13 protein-coding genes are annotated in these 17,063 nt (G+C 61.6%); 6 read left to right on the top strand and 7 right to left on the bottom strand.

Going from position 1 to position 17,063, the window contains the following annotated elements:
• Positions 1–171 precede the first annotated feature (171 nt).
• Together K1X71_12525 and K1X71_12520 are read left to right on the top strand one after the other, a co-directional pair.
• Positions 172–1,620, top strand: coding sequence for a hypothetical protein (locus K1X71_12525; GenBank protein MBX7073965.1), 1,449 nt, complete (start codon positions 172–174; stop codon positions 1,618–1,620).
• Complete coding sequence (locus K1X71_12520) at positions 1,617–3,296, top strand: formylmethanofuran dehydrogenase subunit A (GenBank protein ID MBX7073964.1); 1,680 nt, start codon at positions 1,617–1,619, stop codon at positions 3,294–3,296. The genes K1X71_12525 and K1X71_12520 overlap by 4 nt, the downstream gene beginning before the upstream one ends.
• Here the strand turns inward: K1X71_12520 and K1X71_12515 are convergent.
• Positions 3,281–3,901, bottom strand: coding sequence for a molybdenum cofactor guanylyltransferase (locus K1X71_12515; protein ID MBX7073963.1), 621 nt, complete (start codon positions 3,899–3,901; stop codon positions 3,281–3,283). The two genes, K1X71_12520 and K1X71_12515, sit on opposite strands and share 16 nt — an antisense overlap.
• Before the next feature lie 140 nt (positions 3,902–4,041).
• On the opposite strand from K1X71_12515, the gene K1X71_12510 reads away from it, so the two are divergent.
• Entirely contained in the window at positions 4,042–4,860 is an 819-nt protein-coding gene (locus K1X71_12510) for a formylmethanofuran dehydrogenase subunit C (GenBank protein MBX7073962.1), read from the top strand.
• Between the two features lie 37 nt (positions 4,861–4,897).
• On the opposite strand, the gene K1X71_12505 is transcribed toward K1X71_12510, so the two are convergent.
• The gene (locus K1X71_12505; GenBank protein ID MBX7073961.1) at positions 4,898–6,160 is read right to left on the bottom strand and encodes an aminotransferase class I/II-fold pyridoxal phosphate-dependent enzyme; all 1,263 of its coding nucleotides are present in this window, start codon (positions 6,158–6,160) and stop codon (positions 4,898–4,900) included.
• 284 nt (positions 6,161–6,444) lie between these two features.
• Here K1X71_12505 and K1X71_12500 point away from each other — a divergent pair, with 284 nt between their 5' ends.
• The gene (locus K1X71_12500) at positions 6,445–7,122 is read left to right on the top strand and encodes a beta-phosphoglucomutase family hydrolase (GenBank protein MBX7073960.1); all 678 of its coding nucleotides are present in this window, start codon (positions 6,445–6,447) and stop codon (positions 7,120–7,122) included.
• A gap of 93 nt (positions 7,123–7,215) precedes the next feature.
• Here K1X71_12500 and K1X71_12495 read toward each other — a convergent pair whose 3' ends face one another.
• The gene (locus tag K1X71_12495) at positions 7,216–8,646 is read right to left on the bottom strand and encodes an MFS transporter (GenBank protein MBX7073959.1); all 1,431 of its coding nucleotides are present in this window, start codon (positions 8,644–8,646) and stop codon (positions 7,216–7,218) included.
• Between the two features lie 197 nt (positions 8,647–8,843).
• On the opposite strand from K1X71_12495, the gene K1X71_12490 reads away from it, so the two are divergent.
• A complete protein-coding gene (locus K1X71_12490; protein ID MBX7073958.1) occupies positions 8,844–9,668 on the top strand; it encodes a hypothetical protein in 825 nt (274 codons plus the stop codon).
• A 6-nt stretch (positions 9,669–9,674) separates the two neighbouring features.
• On the opposite strand, the gene K1X71_12485 is transcribed toward K1X71_12490, so the two are convergent.
• Positions 9,675–10,796, bottom strand: coding sequence for an ADP-ribosylation factor-directed GTPase activating protein isoform b (locus K1X71_12485; protein ID MBX7073957.1), 1,122 nt, complete (start codon positions 10,794–10,796; stop codon positions 9,675–9,677).
• Between the two features lie 156 nt (positions 10,797–10,952).
• Positions 10,953–13,700, bottom strand: a complete 2,748-nt coding sequence (locus K1X71_12480; protein ID MBX7073956.1) for a cation-translocating P-type ATPase — start codon at positions 13,698–13,700, stop codon at positions 10,953–10,955.
• A 137-nt stretch (positions 13,701–13,837) separates the two neighbouring features.
• Between K1X71_12480 and K1X71_12475 the strand changes: the two genes are divergently transcribed.
• Positions 13,838–14,761: a universal stress protein gene (locus tag K1X71_12475; GenBank protein MBX7073955.1), complete on the top strand. Its 924-nt coding sequence runs from the start codon at positions 13,838–13,840 to the stop codon at positions 14,759–14,761.
• A gap of 69 nt (positions 14,762–14,830) precedes the next feature.
• Here the strand turns inward: K1X71_12475 and K1X71_12470 are convergent, their stop codons facing one another.
• Positions 14,831–15,250: a hypothetical protein gene (locus K1X71_12470; protein MBX7073954.1), complete on the bottom strand. Its 420-nt coding sequence runs from the start codon at positions 15,248–15,250 to the stop codon at positions 14,831–14,833.
• A 233-nt stretch (positions 15,251–15,483) separates the two neighbouring features.
• Positions 15,484–17,043 (bottom strand): hypothetical protein, encoded by a 1,560-nt coding sequence (locus K1X71_12465; GenBank protein ID MBX7073953.1) that lies wholly within the window; start codon positions 17,041–17,043, stop codon positions 15,484–15,486.
• Between the last annotated feature and the right edge of the window lie 20 nt (positions 17,044–17,063).

Here is a 17,063-nt window from a genome sequence, read left to right as displayed (position 1 = left end):
GGGCGCGCTCTAGGGTAGTGCTGAATTACGGCGTAGGATGGACCTTCGCCGGAGAGGCAGCATCGCTCGTCACCTGGTCGGTTAGGTCAACGACCGCAAGGCGATTAGTATACGCGAACGCCCGCCGCAGAGTCCCGCCCCACAATAATCCATTGCTGGATTGCTCCCCTCGTGCCAGACGCCACATCTGATACAGGCAGCGACAAGAGGCAAGTGCCCGACGCCGTTTGTCTGGGTTGTGGTTGCCTATGCGACGACCTGGTGGTCGAGACGACGGCGACTCGAGTCGTCGGCGCGCGGAACGCCTGCGACAAGGGATTGTGGTGGCTGACAAGCGACGCCGCCGATCGCTCATGGATCGCGCGGATTCGCGGCGACGCTGCCGAGTTGAACGCGGCCATTGAGCACGGCGTGAACATGCTAAAGGGGGCTCGCTACCCGCTCATTTATGGCGGCGCGGACTTGGACTGCGTGGCGCAGCGGCGCGCGATCGCCATTGCCGATCGGCTGCGCGGGTGCGTTGATTTTTGCCTGACCGATGAACAGCGAGCGACGCTGCGCGCAGTGCAATCGGTTGGCCAGGTCACCTGTACGCTGGGGGAGATCGCGAACCGCAGCAACATGGTGGTCTACTGGGGCGCCGATCCCGCCACTACGCACCCGCGGCATGGCGAGCGGTATGCGCTAGCGCCGATGGGAGAGTTTGTGCCGCGCGGGCGCGCCGACCGCACCTGCGTGGTGGTCACCGACCGGGAAGTGGCCACCGAAGCCTGGGCCGACGAGGTCTTGCGAATTCGATCGGGTCGCCATTTTGAGGCAATCGCCGTGCTGCGAGCGCTGGCGACGGGCGCCGTGCTGGAAGCCAGCGAGGTCAAGCGGCAGACCGGCGCGGAACTTTCCACCTGGCTGCGACTGTTGGGACAAATGAAGGATGCGCAATACGGCGCGATCTTCTACGGAGACCAGCTTGGCGCCGCTACAGCGCCTGCAACACCTGCCTCCGAATCCAGCAGCAACAAATACGACGCCGGGATTGGTCGCCCTCCCCATTCCCCGGCGTGTCGGGGCGAGGATGTTGAGTATTGCTCTAGTCACCTGATCGTCGAGGCGCTGCTTCGATTGGTGATGGAGTTGAACGAGTTTGCGCGATTTGTTTCGTTATCGCTCGGCGGGGGAGGCAACTCGGCCGGCGCCGAGGAGACGATGACTTGGACGACAGGCTATCCGTACGGCGTGAGCTTCGCGCAGGGGTATCCGCGATCTTTTGATCGCGAACACCTCGGGGAGGCCATGTTGGCCCGCGGCGAAGTCGACGCGGCGCTACTGGTGGGAGTGAACCCGGCGGAATTGAATCACGCGGCCCAGCGGCATTTGGAAACAATTCCTAGGGTGTTGATCGATTGGCGAAGCGAAACCGCGGCGAGTCGCGCCGACGTGGCAGTACGTATAGCACGACCGGGCATCGAGACGGGGGGCACGGCCTATCGCGCTGATGGCGTACCGCTGCCACTGAGGCCGGTGCGACTGTCGGCGGCGCCGGCAGCGGCCAGCGTGCTGGAAGCGCTGGAGCGATCGATCCTTGCCACGCGAGAAACCACTATTGCGTCGAGGGAAGCGTGACGGAACCGGCGCCAAGGTTCGATTTGCTGATCCGCGGCGGGACCGTATATGACCCCGCCAACGGAGTTGACGGCGCATCGCGCGATCTATGGATTCACGATGGTCGGATTGTCAGCGCGCCCATACTACCGGACGCGCGCCCCGCACGCGTCATCGAGGCGCGGGGCCGGGTGGTCATGCCCGGCGGTGTGGACATGCATTGCCACATTGCGGGCTCGAAGGTGAACTTGGCGCGAAAGATGCAACCCGACGCCGCGCGCGACGGGGAACCAGAGCCGGAGCGCCGGTCGTTGCGCAGCGGTAGCGGTGGGCAGATACCGAGCACCTTCGCCACTGGGTACCGATACGCGGGTCTGGGTTATACGACGGCTTTCGACGCGGCAATTCAACCGCTGGCTGCCCGCCATGTGCATCAAGAGTTGGCCGACACCCCTTGCATCGACAAGGGCTTTTACGTGTTGGCCGGCAATAGCCACTTTTTGATGCAGCGACTGGCGGCGGGCGAGCTTGACGAGGCGCGCGACTTTTTGGCTTGGCTATTGAACGCCACCAAGGCCCACGCGCTAAAGTTGGTGAATCCGGGCGGCATCGAGATGTGGAAGCAGTTGCGCGCCGGCAACGTGGCGAGCATTGACGATGTGGTGGGGCATTTTGGCGTCACTCCGCGAACCATCGTCACTCAGGCCGCGCGGCTGGCCACGGAACTTCAATTGCCGCATGCGGTGCATATTCACGCCAATCACCTGGGTGTGCCGGGCAATTGGCAAACCACGCTCGAAACGATGCGCGCCGTGGACGGGGCGCGGGCCCATTTCACTCACATTCAATTTCACAGCTATGGGGGGAGCGACGAAGCGAGCCTGTCATCGGCCGCCGCCGAGTTGGTCGAGTATGTCGACGCGCACAAGAACCTGACGGTCGATGTGGGACAGGTGCTGTTTGGTCGCACGACCAGCATGACGGGGGATGGGCCGCTGGGGCATTTTTTGCATCAAGTGTATGGCGGCAAATGGTACAGCGCCGACATCGAGCAAGAATCGGGCTGCGGCATTGTGCCGATCGAGTACAAGGAAAAGAGCCTGGTGCATGCTTGGCAATGGGCAATCGGCCTGGAGTGGCATCTGCTCATGCGCGATCCATGGCGCGTGGCAATGAGCACCGACCATCCCAACGGAGGCTCCTTTCTGGCGTATCCGCAGATTATTCGCCTATTGATGGACAGAGAATATCGACAAAGCATGCTGAAGCAGGTACATGCCGTAGTGCGGGAAAAGTCGCTATTAGCGACCTTGAATCGGGAATACACGCTTGGCGAGATTTGCATCATTACCCGCGCGGCGCCCGCGCGTATGTTGGGTTTGAAGCACAAAGGGCATCTCGGCGTCGGGGCCGACGCCGACGTGACCATTTACGATCCGGGCAACGATCCGGCGGCGATGTTTTCGCTGCCGAGATACGTGATCAAGGCGGGGCAAGTGCTGATCGATGATGGCGAACTGCGGGAATCGGCGCCGGGTAACACGTTGTTCGCCGCGCCAGAGTACGACGACAAAATCGAGATGCGGCTGGCGGATTGGTTTGAGCGGCGGTACAGCGTGCGGATGGCGAACTTTCCCGTGGCGCTCGACGAGATTGAATCGCCATGCCAGATCGCTTGCCATCAACCGGGGGGGTGAGGCGAGCGCAACAGTTCGTCGAGTTGTTCCGGGGTATCGAAGCTCCGGCAGCACTGGAGCGCCGGATCGACCTCGATCAGTTCTTGTTCGGTAATGCGGCGGGCGCTACATAGCTTCAGCAGGTCCATCGGACCGGCCGACCCGCAGTCTTGCAGGTGCTTTATCATTGCAACAAGTCTCGTCGCGTAGACGGCGGCCAACGGTTGCGGCGCCGCCGACAGCACAGGTATTGCGATCTCGTGGCCAGTGGAAAGCGCGACGACGCGGCTTACGAAAGCGCTGGTTAAGAGCGGCATATCGCAGGCACACAGGAACGCGCCGTCGCAGCCGCGCTGTTGGAGGTGTTCCAATCCAACGCGCAGCCCTTCGAGTGGGCCGATTTGATCGCATTGATCGCGGAGAATCTCGATGCCAGCCGGCAGATTCGGCAACGACTGATTCCGCGCCCCGACGACAACGACTGGATCGAGCGCTGCGCCGACAATGCGAACCGTGCGGGCCAACCACGTTTCGGCGCCGAACAGCAATGCCGCTTTGGGGCGGCCCATACGGCGGCTTTCTCCCCCGGCCAAGACGATGGCGCCAATACGATGCTCAGCGGTCATGCTCAAATTCGCGATTGGAGCCAACTATATCCGGCGGCGCCTTGGCGTTATATTCGGCGCGACACGCCAACATCTCGTATTGTAGGTGGCGGGTAAACCCTTTACCGCGCCGCCAGCCCCATGGATTCGCCACCGCCCTGATGCCGCTCACGCTGGAAATTCGAACTACCACGACGGCGCCGATCTCGTTGGAGGAGGTGACTCCCGCGGCGCTAGAGAAGTTATCGACGTCACATGTCGAACGCCTGGCGATACAGCATGGCAATCGCCGAACGCCGCTGGGCGAGCTGTTCAAGGTGAGCGGCAACGCGGCCGACGGTGAATTGCGCCTGCTCGGCCAATTGGCCGGGGTCCACTGGATCGGCGCTCGCATGGAGCAGGGAACGGTGCGAGTTGAAGGCGACGCAGGCAGGCACATAGGTTCGCAGATGCGCGGCGGCGTGATTTGCGTGAGCGGCAGCGCCGGCGACTATGCAGGCGTGGAGATGCGCGGGGGGCAAATCCACGTGCGGGGCGGCGTTGGAGAGCAAGCCGGTGGCGCCTATCCCGGCAGTCGGCGCGGAATGCGTGGAGGAGCGCTGTTGGTCGATGGCAACGCGGGTTCGGAACTGGGGCGCTCCATGCGGCGAGGAATAATCGCCGTGGGGGGATCGACGGAGGCGGCGCCAGGGTACGATATGATTGCGGGCACGATCGTCATTGGCGGCGAATGTGGTCGCTGGCCTGGGGGAGGAATGCGGCGCGGGACTTTGATCGCGTGTGGCGATCCACCTGAGCTTTTGCCAACATTTCGCTGGGCATGCCGCCAATCGCCGGTTTTTTTGCAGTTGTTGCGTGGCGAACTATTGCGGCGCGGGTTTGCCAACGCCGATGCACTGCTGTCGCGGCAGGAATGGGATGTTTTTAACGGCGATTTGACGACGATCGGCAAGGGAGAAATTCTCGCCCGCGCGCGTTAGCCGTTGGCAGAACGGAGCGAATACGGCAAGCGACGACCTACTCGTGATACGGTCGCGGTAGTCGATGCTCGGGCGACTGCGACAGGAACCTGGCGACTTGCTCTTGGCGCGAGACAGCGTCTGGCAGAAACGCGATTGCTTCTTCGATGGCCTCATCGGATTGAGCGCAACTGAAGCGCAGGAACCCGGCGCCCGCCTCGCCAAAACATTCACCGCCGAGGCAGGCGACGCCTAACCGATCGTCGGCGCCAGCCAGCAGATAGAGCGCCAGGCCGTGCGAAGTGATGGCGAGGCGATTGCAGATCGACTTGACGTTGGGGAAGGCGTAGAAAGTTCCCGCCGGCATCAAACAGCGGACGCCGTCGATGGCGTTGAGGCCATCGACAAGTCGGCGGACTTTGCCGTGGAAAGCGCGCATGTTCGCATTGCGCTCATCGGCATCATGCAGCAGCGCGGCTTGACCGGCCATTTGCACAAAGGGAGGGGCGCACGAGAGAGAAGTGTTGATGAGCCCGGCCAATGTGTTGGCCAGGGCGGGACTGGTCACCGCGAAACCAATGCGCCAGCCGCTCATGCTGTACGACTTGCTGAAGGTGTAGGCCGCGACGGTTTGGTTGAGCATGTCTGGCTGCGCGGCGATCGAGTGATGACGGCCTTCCCACACCATGCGGTCATAGGGTTCGTCGCTGAAGATGGCGATATCCCGTCCGCGAATCAGATCGGCAATGCCGCGCAGGTCGTCGGGCGTGGTCACACCGCCAGTGGGATTGTGGGGCGAGTTGAGAAAGATGGCCTTGGGGCGCGGATCGTCCGCCAAGAATTTTTCGACATCGGCAAGCTGGGGGCGAAATGCGTGGCGCTGTTGAAGATCGGCGATCCAGGGACGCGCGCCACGACGAGCAATGTTGGGCAAGTAGGTGGGAAAATAGGGGCCAAACACCAACACGCCGTCGCCGGGGTTCAAGAACGCCTCGCAGAACAGCAGCTCGAAGACTTTGGCGCCATGCCCTGCGATGATATTGTCGGCGGTGGCCGGGATACCGTATTCGCTGGCGACAAACTGGGCCGCGGCTTCCCGAAAGGCTGGCAGACCAGCCGAGGGGCAATAGCGGGTTTGTCCCGCTTCAATCGCCGCAATGCCGGCCGCAGTCGCGGCTTTAGTTGAGGGAAATGGCGAATCGCCGATTTCCAGTTCGATGACGCGTTTGCCTTGTGCCATGAGCTTTTGAGCCATCGCCAACACAGTGAACGCCGACTCAACATGCAAATCACTGGCAAACTGGCTGAGCGTTACGGCCATAGTATTTGGACTCGATGGATAGTGCAGGTATGTGTCACGACCGTACTGAGATTCCGGGTCAAATCAAGTCGCCGACTTGCAGAAGCGAAAGTGGGGTTGGTTTTTTGTCGCTCACCGCGCACAGTTGGGCAATGGAAGTTGTGCATTGATTTCGCATTTTCTTGGCAATCTCACTGACTGGCGTAGGGCATTTTTCGCGCCGCGATCTGATATAAGCACCGTGAAGGATTCTGAGATTGGCATTTTCTCTTTTGGCTTCCCCTCGACCTGAATTGAGTTGATCGATGGCTGAGCAATCGCCCGAACGGGGCGTGATCTTCGATATGGACGGCGTTCTGCTGCGCACGGACGAATATCACTACCAGTCATGGCGCGAGATGGCGGACGAACTGGGAGTGTCGTTTTCGCGGCAGACGTTTGACCAGCGAATGCGCGGGGTCGAGCGGTCGACGGCGCTGGCCATCTTTTTGGAATCGGCGCCGGGGCGCTTTGACGACGCGCAGTCGCGGGAGTTGCTAGACGAGAAGAATCGCCGATTCTTCGCCATCCTGGAGCGCGAAGGGATACGCCCGCTCGATGGGGTGATGGCGCTAATTGACGCATTGCGGAGGCGGCGAGTACCGATTGGCGTAGGATCGTCGAGTCGTAACACGCGAAGGCTGTTGCAGGCCGCCGGTCTGGCGAGCTTGGTTGAGGCGGTTGTGGACGCCAACGACGCGCCAGGCAAGCCATCGCCCGACATTTTTTTGTCGGTGGCAAAGGCATTACGCCGGTCGCCCGCTGATTGCGTGGTGATCGAGGACGCATTCGACGGTATTGAAGCGGCGCGGCGGGCCGGAATGGCGGTGGTGGCAGTGGGAGACCGGGAGCGTTTGGGAGAGCAGCCGAATTTTGTGCCGACGCTCGAAGGGATTGACGTCGATTGGTTGCTGTCGCTGCCGCAGCGGCGACTAGCGACCTAGCAATCACTCGTGGTTGACAAGATATTCGCTCGGAGTTGCCACAGCGCCAGCGGCGAGCCACCTGGCAGTACCACGCGACAAGCAGGCAGTGACTCAATCGTGCGAGTCTTCTTGCGCGGGTTCTGGCAGCCAGAACGAGGTAATGAAGCCGAGCGTGTAGACAATGGCGGCAGTCGTGGCGGCGGCATAGGCTAGCCGCTGAAACGGCGTGCCGCTGGAGAACAAGTTGGCAATCGCGGGCGTCAGCACCGCCGCTGACGTGCCGATCATGCGTCCGCCGACATTGGCGGCAAAGCCTTCACCGGTGCCGCGCAAGTAGGCGGGATAGACCACCGGCAGGTAATTCCCCCAGAAACTGAACTGGGCCACCGTGAAGAAACCAGCCAATGCGATTCCCCATTTGAGCAATTCTACATCCTTGGTGGCCCAAAACACGAATATCAGTGGGATAACGATCAGGCCCGGAACCTGGAAGACGCGCAACAGCGCGCGGCGACTGACGATATACATGGCCAGCACGGCCAAGGCGCAGCGACCCAGCAGGCCGCCGATCTCTTGCCAAGACTGCACCCGGCTGACGGCCTTTTGCTGTGCGCCAGCCACCTTTCCAATTTCTGCGCGCAGCGCGCTGGTGTCGCTGCCTGCTTCCTTGGCGGCTTCGAGTTCCTTACGGAGTTCCTTGAGCTTCGGCGCGCCAGCGACCAAGCCGGGCACGATTTGCGGCGTGAATTGAATGGCGCCGAACGCGGCGCCATACGCGCAGGCGAAGAGGATGGTGGAGGCAATGGTGGTACGGCGGAATTTGGGCGCGAAGAGTTCCGCCAGACTTGGCCGCTTGAGCGTGCCGGCGCGTTTCTTTTCGCACCACACGGGTGATTCGGGGAGGAAGGGGCGAATGACGATCAGCGGCAGCGCCGGAATCAAGCCCGAGATCAACGTGTATCGCCACGGTTCGTGCGTGCCGTAAATAGCGGGTAGCTGATCGGCGTAGTGGATTACCAGATAATAGACTCCAGCGACCAAGAGTCCGCCCAGCGACGAAAACGCCTGCGTGACGCCCAACACCCACTCGCGCTGGCGCGGATTGGGAAAGACCTCGGCCAGCCAAGCGACCGCGGCGACAAACTCCACGCAAACGCCGACGAAGGTGGCGCACCGCAGGACGAGCAGCATTGCCGCCGAAGTGGCAAAGCCGGCGGCAAAGGCCGAGCAAGCGTAGAGCAAGATGCTCCAGGTAAGCACACGGCGGCGGCCAAACCGATCGGTGAGGTATCCGCCCAAGAGGCCAAAAGTTCCGCCGCACAGGGCGCTACCCCATTGAATACGCCCCGTCCAAGTGAGGATCAATTGGTGGCCCGACTCGGTCAAGGGATCGACGCTGAGCAACTGCGCCAAGGCCGGTCGCGCGATGAGCGGCATCATTAGCAGTTCGTAGATGTCGAACGCGAAGCCGATGACCGCGACCAAGAGAATCAACCAGTGCGTGAGAGTCAGCGGTTGTCGCTCGGGTTCGCGAATCTCCATCGTGAGCCACCTATCGAGAGTGAAACGTTGGGCGCCAATTAAAATTACGCCGGCGCAAGTTTCCGATGATACGGGGCCATGTGACGAGCGACAAGCGCGGCGCCCCGCTTGTGAGCGAGGCCGATAGACGCGAAACTGCGCATTCGCCGCGATGCAAAAAAATCTCAGAATCGAATGAATTCAGGAATTGGCTTGCGATGACAGACCGCGAACGCTGGACCGTGTACCCGTTGTTGCTGCTGGCGCTAGGCATATCGATGCGCGACAAGTTGGCGCCGCCGCCGGTGCTGCGCACGAAAGACTTGCAGTGCGAACGCTTGGAGATTGTGAGCCCCAAGGGGCATCCACGGGCGGTCATTGCCGCGATGGGGGAAAAATCGGGGATCGTCGAATTATTGGGCGCCGATGGCAAGCCGAAATTGCTGCTGGCGGCAGGATCGGACCAATCGGATCGTCCGGTGATTCAGTTGCTGGGGAGCGACGGCGACGCGCGTGTCGAAATGACGGTGTTAAAACAAGAGGCTGGCAGCGTGCAGTTGCGGCGTAGCGCGGATCAGACCATCGTCGCGCTCGGGACCGACAAGGAGGGAACAGCGGGCGCCATCACCACTTTCGCCGGGGACAACTTGCCGACGGTGGCAATTGGTTCCGTGGCCGGCAATGGCGTGGTCAGCACGGCGGGGCCAGACAACAAGCGCTTGGTGGACTTGACGTTTGCAACCAACGGGGCCGGCAGCGTCACGACGTATCTTGGCGACAGCAAGCAGGTGGTGCTCGATTCGCATCAAGACGCAGGCCGCGTCAGCACAATCACGAAGGACGGCCGATTGCAGTTCATCATCACCGGCGATGAGCAAGGTCTGGGGCGGGCGATTGCCACCGACAAGCAAGGCAAGCTCTACCTGGCGGTCATGGCAGGATTGACGTTGGCCCCGGCGACAGCGCCCGCGCCCGAAGCTGACCCGAAAGCGGAACCGTCGCCCGACAAACCCGAGGGCGAAGCGCCGCCTGCCGACGAATAGCGCAGACTACTTGCCCGCAGCGCTGGCCGCCTCGGCGGCGGCAGGTTGCTGAGCCACCTGTGGCTGGCCGAAGAGTCGGTCGCGATAGAGCAGCAGGCCATGCGCGGCGTGGTAGAGGGCGCCGCATTCAACATCCATATCGCGCGTTTCGTCGAGCAGTTGGCACATGGCCACGGCGCCGCGCCGCAGCGCGGGATCGTGAAGTTGTTTTTCGTCGGCCGACATGACGAGAAACTCGAACGTATGCCCGGTGGCGTGCAAGACGGTGGCGATGTCTGGCGAGGTAGCCGGCCGTTCAAAAAAGGCGACTGAAAAGTTGCCGTCGGCCTGCTGGTACTTGAGTGCGGTCGCCACCGATTCTTTCACCTTTTTGTCAGCCGCGGCCCAGCCGCCAGTCAACTTGCCGCCTTGCGCCAGGTGCAGATTGAGTGCCATGGCCAGTCCATAGAGCCGATGCGTGCCACCGCAGGGACTTTCCAGCAAGTTTTGTCCGGCCTCCATTTCGGCAATCTTTTCAACGGTCCATTCGGTACCGTCCTTCGACTTCCAAGTCGCGCCGGGGGGAAGGTAGGTGCTAAGGGCCATGAGGGTCCAGCTAGCTTCCATGCCGGGGTGGATGTCCCATTGGGCTTGCGTCAGCAGGTCGCTGAGCTTGAACGTTTGCCCTTTGACGACGATGGCGTCGTCTGGGGCCAGCCCACACTGCGAGAGATAGCCGATCCATTGATCTTCGTGACCTTGGCCGATCTTGGTGCCGGGCTCCAGGACGGCTTCGAGACCGTGATCTCCGGGGCGCATGGTCCAGCCGCGAATCTCGCCGCCTTGCACCAGATAATCGAGAGCCGAAACGAGCTTTCCGTCGACCTTGATTTGCAAATCTCGCCCGTAGGCCAGAATGCCGTGGACGATCTGCCAGGCGTTGTGATCCTCGGCGGTCATGTGCCGCGCGCGAGTGAACTCAATCGTGTCGTCGAGCCGTTTTTTGAGCGCGACGTCGTCTGTAAGTTCCGGCGCGCTGGCGGGGGTGATCTTGGCCGCGGCTTTCTGTTCCGCCACGGGGGAACAACCGCCGATGGTCAGCAGCATCGAGACGAGGGCGCCGCTAGCGGCAAAACGGGCGAGTTGCATGAGAGTTCACTTCCTTAACCCAAGGCGGGAGCAGCGCGGGGAGGCAACTGCCGAAAGGCGGGTGGGCGTTAGCGAGGACTTACATGAACATAGCACGAAATGGGGCGGAATTCCATTTTGGAATTGGATCACCGCCCGGTTGTGAACTGCGATTTTTCAGCTCGCGTTTTCAACGCGTAGAGATCGGCGCCGCAGCGCGGCACCGACGATTTTTCCTAGCTCAATGGCGGTGGCGGGAAATAGCGCGATCAATAGAACGACCGGCCAAGAAATCGCGCCTTCGACGCCAAAGACGCCGCGCGTCCAAGGCAGCGACACGACCATCCATTGCAGCATCGCGGACAAGGTGATGGCTATGAACAAATACGCATTTGAGAAAGGTCCGAGTTCCAACATCGTGGATCGCTCGCTGCGGCATGCCAGCGAAAAAAAGAGCTGAGCGACGACCAAGACGCAGAAGGCGGTCGTACGGGCCTCGGCGAGGTTGGCCGATTGCTCGTCGTATCGCCACCAAAAGGCGATCGTGGCGGCCAGAGCCATCAGCAGGCCGTCGCGTAGGATGCGCAGGGCGCGCTGGCGCGTGATGACGGGCTCTGAGCGCGGCCGCGGCGGATGGCGCATCTGATCGGGATCGGGGGGCTCCAGCGCCAGGGCGATCGCCGGGATGCCGTCGGTGACGAGATTGATCCAAAGAATCTGCACGGCCAATAGCGGGGCTGGCCAGCCCAGCAGCGCCGTGGCGAACATGAACATCACTTCGCCGGCGTTGCAGGAAAGCAAATAGCGAATCACCTTTTGGATGTTGTCATAGATTCGCCGTCCCTCGGCGACGGCGCCGACGATGGACGCAAAATTGTCGTCCATGAGCACCATATGCGAGGCTTGCTTGGTGACATCCGTGCCCGTGACGCCCATGGCGATGCCGATATCCGCCGCTTTGACAGCGGGGGCGTCGTTGACGCCGTCTCCCGTCATGGCGACCGTTTCGCCGCGGGTTTTGAGGGCCTGCACGATCTTGAGCTTGTGCGCGGCGGAGGCGCGTGCGAACACCGAGATTCGCCGCGACTCGTTCGCCAACTCTTCGGGTGACCATCGATCTAGCTGCTGACCGCTGGCCACTGAGCGATCGTCGTCCACAAGTCCCAATTCGGCTGCGATGGCGCGAGCCGTCTCGGGATGATCTCCGGTGATCATGACCGTCCGCACGCCAGCGGCACGACACTGTTCGATAGCGGGCCGCACTTCGATTCGCGGCGGGTCGATCATGCCCACTAATGCGGCAAAGACCAGTTCGCTTTCGACAAAGCCCTGCGCGTCGCGTGCTGGATCGCGGCGGTAGGCCAACGCCAGCACGCGCAGCGCGTGCGAGGCCATTTCGCTGGCCGCAGCTTGGAATTTGTCCCGGGCCGCTTGATCGAGCAAGCGCACTTCGCCATCGACCAAGTAGAGCTTGGATTGAGAAAGCAACTCTTCAGGAGCGCCTTTGACGCACATCAAGGCGTGGTCCACCTCCTGGTAAACCACCGACATGGCGCGTCGTTCTGGATCAAACGGCCGCTCGTCGAGCAGCGGAGGCCGCTCTTCGATCTTCCACCCGGCCTTGGCTGCCGCGACCAGCAGGGCCCCTTCGGTGGGGTCGCCGAGTATCCGCCAGCCAGAGACGCTGCTGTCGGGAGCCAACAACTGGGCATCGTTGCACAAGTAGCCGATGCGCAGCGCCTGCTTGAGATCTGATTCTCGCCCGCCGGTATTTGCGGAACTGGCGGCGCCGCGGAGTTGGAACTCTCCCTTCGGCTCGTAGCCCGTGCCAGTGACTTCAAACCAAGCATCGCCGACTAGAACCTGGCGAACGGTCATTTCGTTGCGTGTGAGCGTGCCCGTCTTATCGGAGCAAATGACCGTCACGGAGCCGAGGGTTTCGACACTGGGAAGCTTGCGCACCAGCGCGTTCTGCTTGGCCATTCGTTGCAGGCCGAGAGCAAGGCAGATTGTCACAACACTTGGCAGGCCCTCGGGAACTGCGGCGACCGCCAAACTGACCGAGAGCAGCAATACATCGAGCCATTCGCCACCGCGCCAAATGTGTAGCGCGAAGATGATCGCCACGAGCACCAGACAAAGGACGATCAGCTTTTTTCCCAACTCCGCCAAGCGGCGCTCAAGCGGGGTCGTCTCGCGCCCGGCGGCTTGCATCATGCCCGCGATATGCCCTAGCTCGGTGTTCATTCCGATCGCGGTCACCAAGGCGCGGGCACGGCCGGCAATAACCATGGCGCCGAGAAAAGCCATGTTCTTGCGGTCGCCCAAGGGCGTTTCTGGGGCGGACACATGATCCGCCGATTTTTCAACCGGAGTCGACTCGCCAGTGAGGGCAGCCTCCTGCGTTTGCAGGGCATACGTGCGCAACAGGCGAACATCGGCCGGAATGTTGTCGCCGGCCTCCAATTCGACGACATCACCGACAACCAGTTGTTGCGCCGGTATCTGGCGAATTGCGCCGTTGCGAACCACGCGGGCCAGCGGCGCCGAGAGCTTGCGCAGCGCCGCGAGCGACTGTTCGGCGCGATGCTCCTGCACGAAGCCCAGAATGGCGTTGAGCAACACGATGGTCAAAATGGCGCCGGCATCGATCCATTCGCCGGTCGCGGCGGCCACTAGCGCCGCAACAATCAATATCCAAACAACCAATTGCTGGAATTGCCCGACAAATTGACGCCAGGCGGGGACGGAAGGCGCCTCGCGCAGTTCGTTGGCGCCGAGTTTGGCATGGCGACTAGCGGCTTCGGATTCGGACAGGCCGTGCTGGGCATCGGATCGCCAAATGGCCACGACCGTGTCGCGCTCCAATTGATGAGGCGCGACGCCGCCGGGCCGGGGCGATTCGGTGAGTTTCGGCGCGGACATCACAGTCCATTCGGGGGGAATATATTCGCCATTCGATTGCAACGCAGGCGCCGGATAGCATGGCGAGGAAATTGTGTATGATGCAAGGGCATGTCACTAGCAAACGCGTTGTTTGGCGCCAGTCGAGGAGATTCACCATGCGCGTGCTGATTGGGGTCGACGGTTCTGAAGGGGGTTGGGAAGGGATTTACCAAGCGAGCAAATTGCTTTCGGGAGATCGCGACCAGATCGCGCTGTACTATTCGCCGCCGCAGATCGTGTTCAAGCGCGGAGTTTCGCCGAGCGGCGACATGATCGAGCGGACGCGCACCAGCCTGGCCGATAATGTGCTTGACGAGGCGCTGCAGCGGTTGCCGACCGCGTGGCACAAGCAGGTCGAAAAGATCATTGGCCAGCAGAAGCCGCGCGAGGGCATTCCGGCGGCCGCCGAAAGCTGGAAAGCCGAACTGGTAGTGGTGGGCGCGCGCGGTTCCAGCACGCAGTCTAGAACGGCGATGGGCAGTGTGGCGCGGGCGATCGTGCGCAGCACCAGCGTGCCGGTGATGGTGGCGCGTAAGAAGCTCGCCAAGCAGACCGACGGTGGCTACCGCGTGTTGATGGGCCTGGATGTGATCCCGCAGTCGAAGGCGCCGGCCGAATTTTTAGCGCGTTGCTCCTGGCCCCAACAGGCCAGTGGCCGGCTGCTGCACGTCATTGAGCCCATGCTGGGGGCAGAACTGCCGGAATGGCTGGAAGTGAAAGCGCGGCAATCGCGCGACGAGGCGCTATCGCAAGCGTGGATCGCCGAGTACCAGGCGGAGAAGCGCCAAAAGTACGACGAACTAGCCGAGTACGCCAAGCAGTTGCCGGCGATCTTCCACCAGCAGTCGCCGATCGTATTGGAGGGATTCGCCGCGGAAAAGATTTTGGAGACCATCCAGGCGGACGATATCGACTTATTGATCGTGGGGACGCGCGACCTGGGCGCCTGGCAGCGATTCATGCTGGGGAGCACGGCGGAGAAGGTGGTGCAGCAGGCCACCTGCTCGGTGTTGGTGCTGCACCACTTTGCGACCAAATGACGCATGGCGCACGCGGCCACTGCGCGCAATCGCTTTGGGTACAGGCCAGCGCTTGCCACTGGTGCGCCGTTAGTCGGCGGCGAGCGCGACGCCGACAAACTCGGCAATGACGAGCGGCGCGTCGTTGAGCGCGGCCGCCGCCTCACTGGTCGAGGCGCCGCTGAGTTGCTGTAGCCAAGCCAGGTAAGCATCAAGCGGCGCACGGGGAATGGGCGCATCGCCCCGCATTGATTCGAGCAGGCCTTCCAAGACGCGCGTCACCCGCACCACATCGGGGACTGGTATGGCCAAGGCCGAGGAAATGACCGTGTGCAGCACGCGCACGACGCGAAGGCAGCGGGCGATGTTCAAGGGCCCTGGAGGCTCAATGAGGCTTTCGAGAACTGACGCGCGCTCGCGCAGTTCGCACTGAAATTTTTGCCAGAGAAGCTGATCGACAGCGGTTTCGTATTGGGTGGACATGTTGTGCCAGGGGTCGAACAGCGCCATGAGCCAATGTCATGACGGACCCGCGGTGAGGATTGGGAGTTCAGTACGCCTTGCAAACAGCAAAGCCACCAGCCAGCCCCGGGGGGCGGAGCGCAAAATTGCAAGGCGTTAGCAGTGCTATCGTAGATTGCCTTGCTCAAAAATCAGCCAAGTCGCGGCAGACGGAATAAACGGCCGCTTGCTGAAGGCGCCTGTCATTCTCGGTCTGTATCAGCGAGCGGATTGCGCTTCGGTCAGTTTGCCGCAGTGGGCTGGGGAGCGGACTGTCCGCCGGCGGGGAGCATCAGGGTCATGTCTTTCTTGTCGAGGTTGGTCCAGAAGGTGCCCGGCCCGGCGTGAAAGAGGCGGAGGATCATCTTTTCATTGAGATCTTGAGCCATGGAATAGCGTAAGAAGGCATCGCCATTGTTCTGAAAGACATCGAGCTTCATGCGGTAGAGGCCGCTTTCGGCGGTCTGCTTGAGTTTTTCGGCGTCGGCCTCGGCCTCGCCGAGCAGTCGCACGCGCTGCGCGTCGAGGGCGGCGATCTTGGCCTGGTACTCGGCGGCGATCTTTTCGATCTCGCTTTGAGTGAGGGTCTTGGTGTTCTCAACGTCGCGATCGATGGTGGCGACGATGCGCTCGGTTTGCGCGGCGACTTCGGCGGTGCGCTGCACCACCAGTTGCGTCTCGCGCTCGACATCGGCCTCGCTTTGCGCGGTGGCCTCCTTGGCCTTGTTGGTAAGTTCGGTTTCGGAGGCGATTTGCTTGTCGCGAATTGGCTTGAGGTAGTTTTCCGGGATCACGATGTTGCGGATGAACGCCGAATGGACGGTGACGTTCTTCGTGCGGCAGACGCGCACCAGTTCTCCGGTGAAGTCTTGCTGAAACTTTTCGCGCTTGTTGCCTTCAAGAAAATCTTGCACGCCGTAGTCAATGCCTTTGTCACGGCCAATGGCGTGAGCCTGCACTTGAATGACCTTGTTCTCGACCTTGGTGCGATCGCCATATTCGGCGATGAGGGCCGGCATGTCGGCTGGCAGCACTTCCCACTCGACCGTGCAGTCCATGCTGATCTGAAAGCCTCCTTTGGACGTGAACGTGATGGCCGTTGTGAGGCGCGGGTTTTCGTCGTAATGGAACGAGGTTTGAAAAATGCCAATATCGGCCGGGCTGACTTGATACTCCTTGGGGTTGATGTAATACAGCCCGGGCTGCAGCACCTCGCGCAAGATTCCTTTTTCGTTGTCGCCGTCGGCGAATCGCCCCTTGCCATCGACACCTAACAAGCGGCTCTGCACGCCGACAAAGCCCGGCTTGATTTCGACCGCGTCGGCCTGCTCGACATCGAAGCCATGGCGATTGATGCGATAGGCGCCGGGGGGGAGCACCGCGCGCAGGATGCCTTGCTGTCCCGGATCGGCAAGCAGTTGGCCGGGGCGCAGCGGCTTGCCGCCGCGCGAGATGAGGATGCCGACTTTGCCCGGCGGAATGATGGTGTTCTCTTCAATGTGCCGATCGTAAAGGATCGGCATGACGAAGTGCCACCCTTCGCCTTGCACCTGGGCCTGAATGCCTTGCTCGCCTGGCTCAGCCAGGACGTGATCTTTGGGAAGCGGCTTACCGCCGTTGGCGACGATGACCAGGTGCTTGCCTGGCGGAACGTAGGCGAAAAACTCGTTCCAGGTGAACAACAAGATCGCCAGCGCCACGATGGCGCCAACGCCGCCAACAATCAGCCGGCGATTAAGCTGCGAAGTCTTCTTGATTTGAAAGCGGTCTTTGATCGAATTCGGAAGGTCTGGCGTGGTCATGTGCAAGGTCTCTGTGAGGC

This window comes from Pirellulales bacterium, from assembly GCA_019694455.1.
Classification (GTDB): Bacteria; Planctomycetota; Planctomycetia; order Pirellulales; family JAEUIK01; genus JAIBBY01.
Note: the sequence above shows the minus strand (reverse complement) of the source record. Positions and strands in the feature narration are given on the sequence as shown.

What these genes read in the sequence shown, in the direction of transcription:
- K1X71_12485 (MBX7073957.1), bottom strand. Translation starts at nt 10,796, where the DNA reads ATGCAACTCGCCCGTTTTGCCGCTAGCGGCGCCCTCGTCTCGATGCTG.
- K1X71_12475 (MBX7073955.1), top strand. Translation starts at nt 13,838, where the DNA reads ATGCGCGTGCTGATTGGGGTCGACGGTTCTGAAGGGGGTTGGGAAGGG.
- K1X71_12490 (MBX7073958.1), top strand. Translation starts at nt 8,844, where the DNA reads ATGACAGACCGCGAACGCTGGACCGTGTACCCGTTGTTGCTGCTGGCG.
- K1X71_12500 (MBX7073960.1), top strand. Translation starts at nt 6,445, where the DNA reads ATGGCTGAGCAATCGCCCGAACGGGGCGTGATCTTCGATATGGACGGC.
- K1X71_12505 (MBX7073961.1), bottom strand. Translation starts at nt 6,160, where the DNA reads ATGGCCGTAACGCTCAGCCAGTTTGCCAGTGATTTGCATGTTGAGTCG.
- K1X71_12495 (MBX7073959.1), bottom strand. Translation starts at nt 8,646, where the DNA reads ATGGAGATTCGCGAACCCGAGCGACAACCGCTGACTCTCACGCACTGG.
- K1X71_12470 (MBX7073954.1), bottom strand. Translation starts at nt 15,250, where the DNA reads ATGGCGCTGTTCGACCCCTGGCACAACATGTCCACCCAATACGAAACC.
- K1X71_12515 (MBX7073963.1), bottom strand. Translation starts at nt 3,901, where the DNA reads ATGACCGCTGAGCATCGTATTGGCGCCATCGTCTTGGCCGGGGGAGAA.
- K1X71_12465 (MBX7073953.1), bottom strand. Translation starts at nt 17,043, where the DNA reads ATGACCACGCCAGACCTTCCGAATTCGATCAAAGACCGCTTTCAAATC.
- K1X71_12480 (MBX7073956.1), bottom strand. Translation starts at nt 13,700, where the DNA reads ATGTCCGCGCCGAAACTCACCGAATCGCCCCGGCCCGGCGGCGTCGCG.
- K1X71_12510 (MBX7073962.1), top strand. Translation starts at nt 4,042, where the DNA reads ATGCCGCTCACGCTGGAAATTCGAACTACCACGACGGCGCCGATCTCG.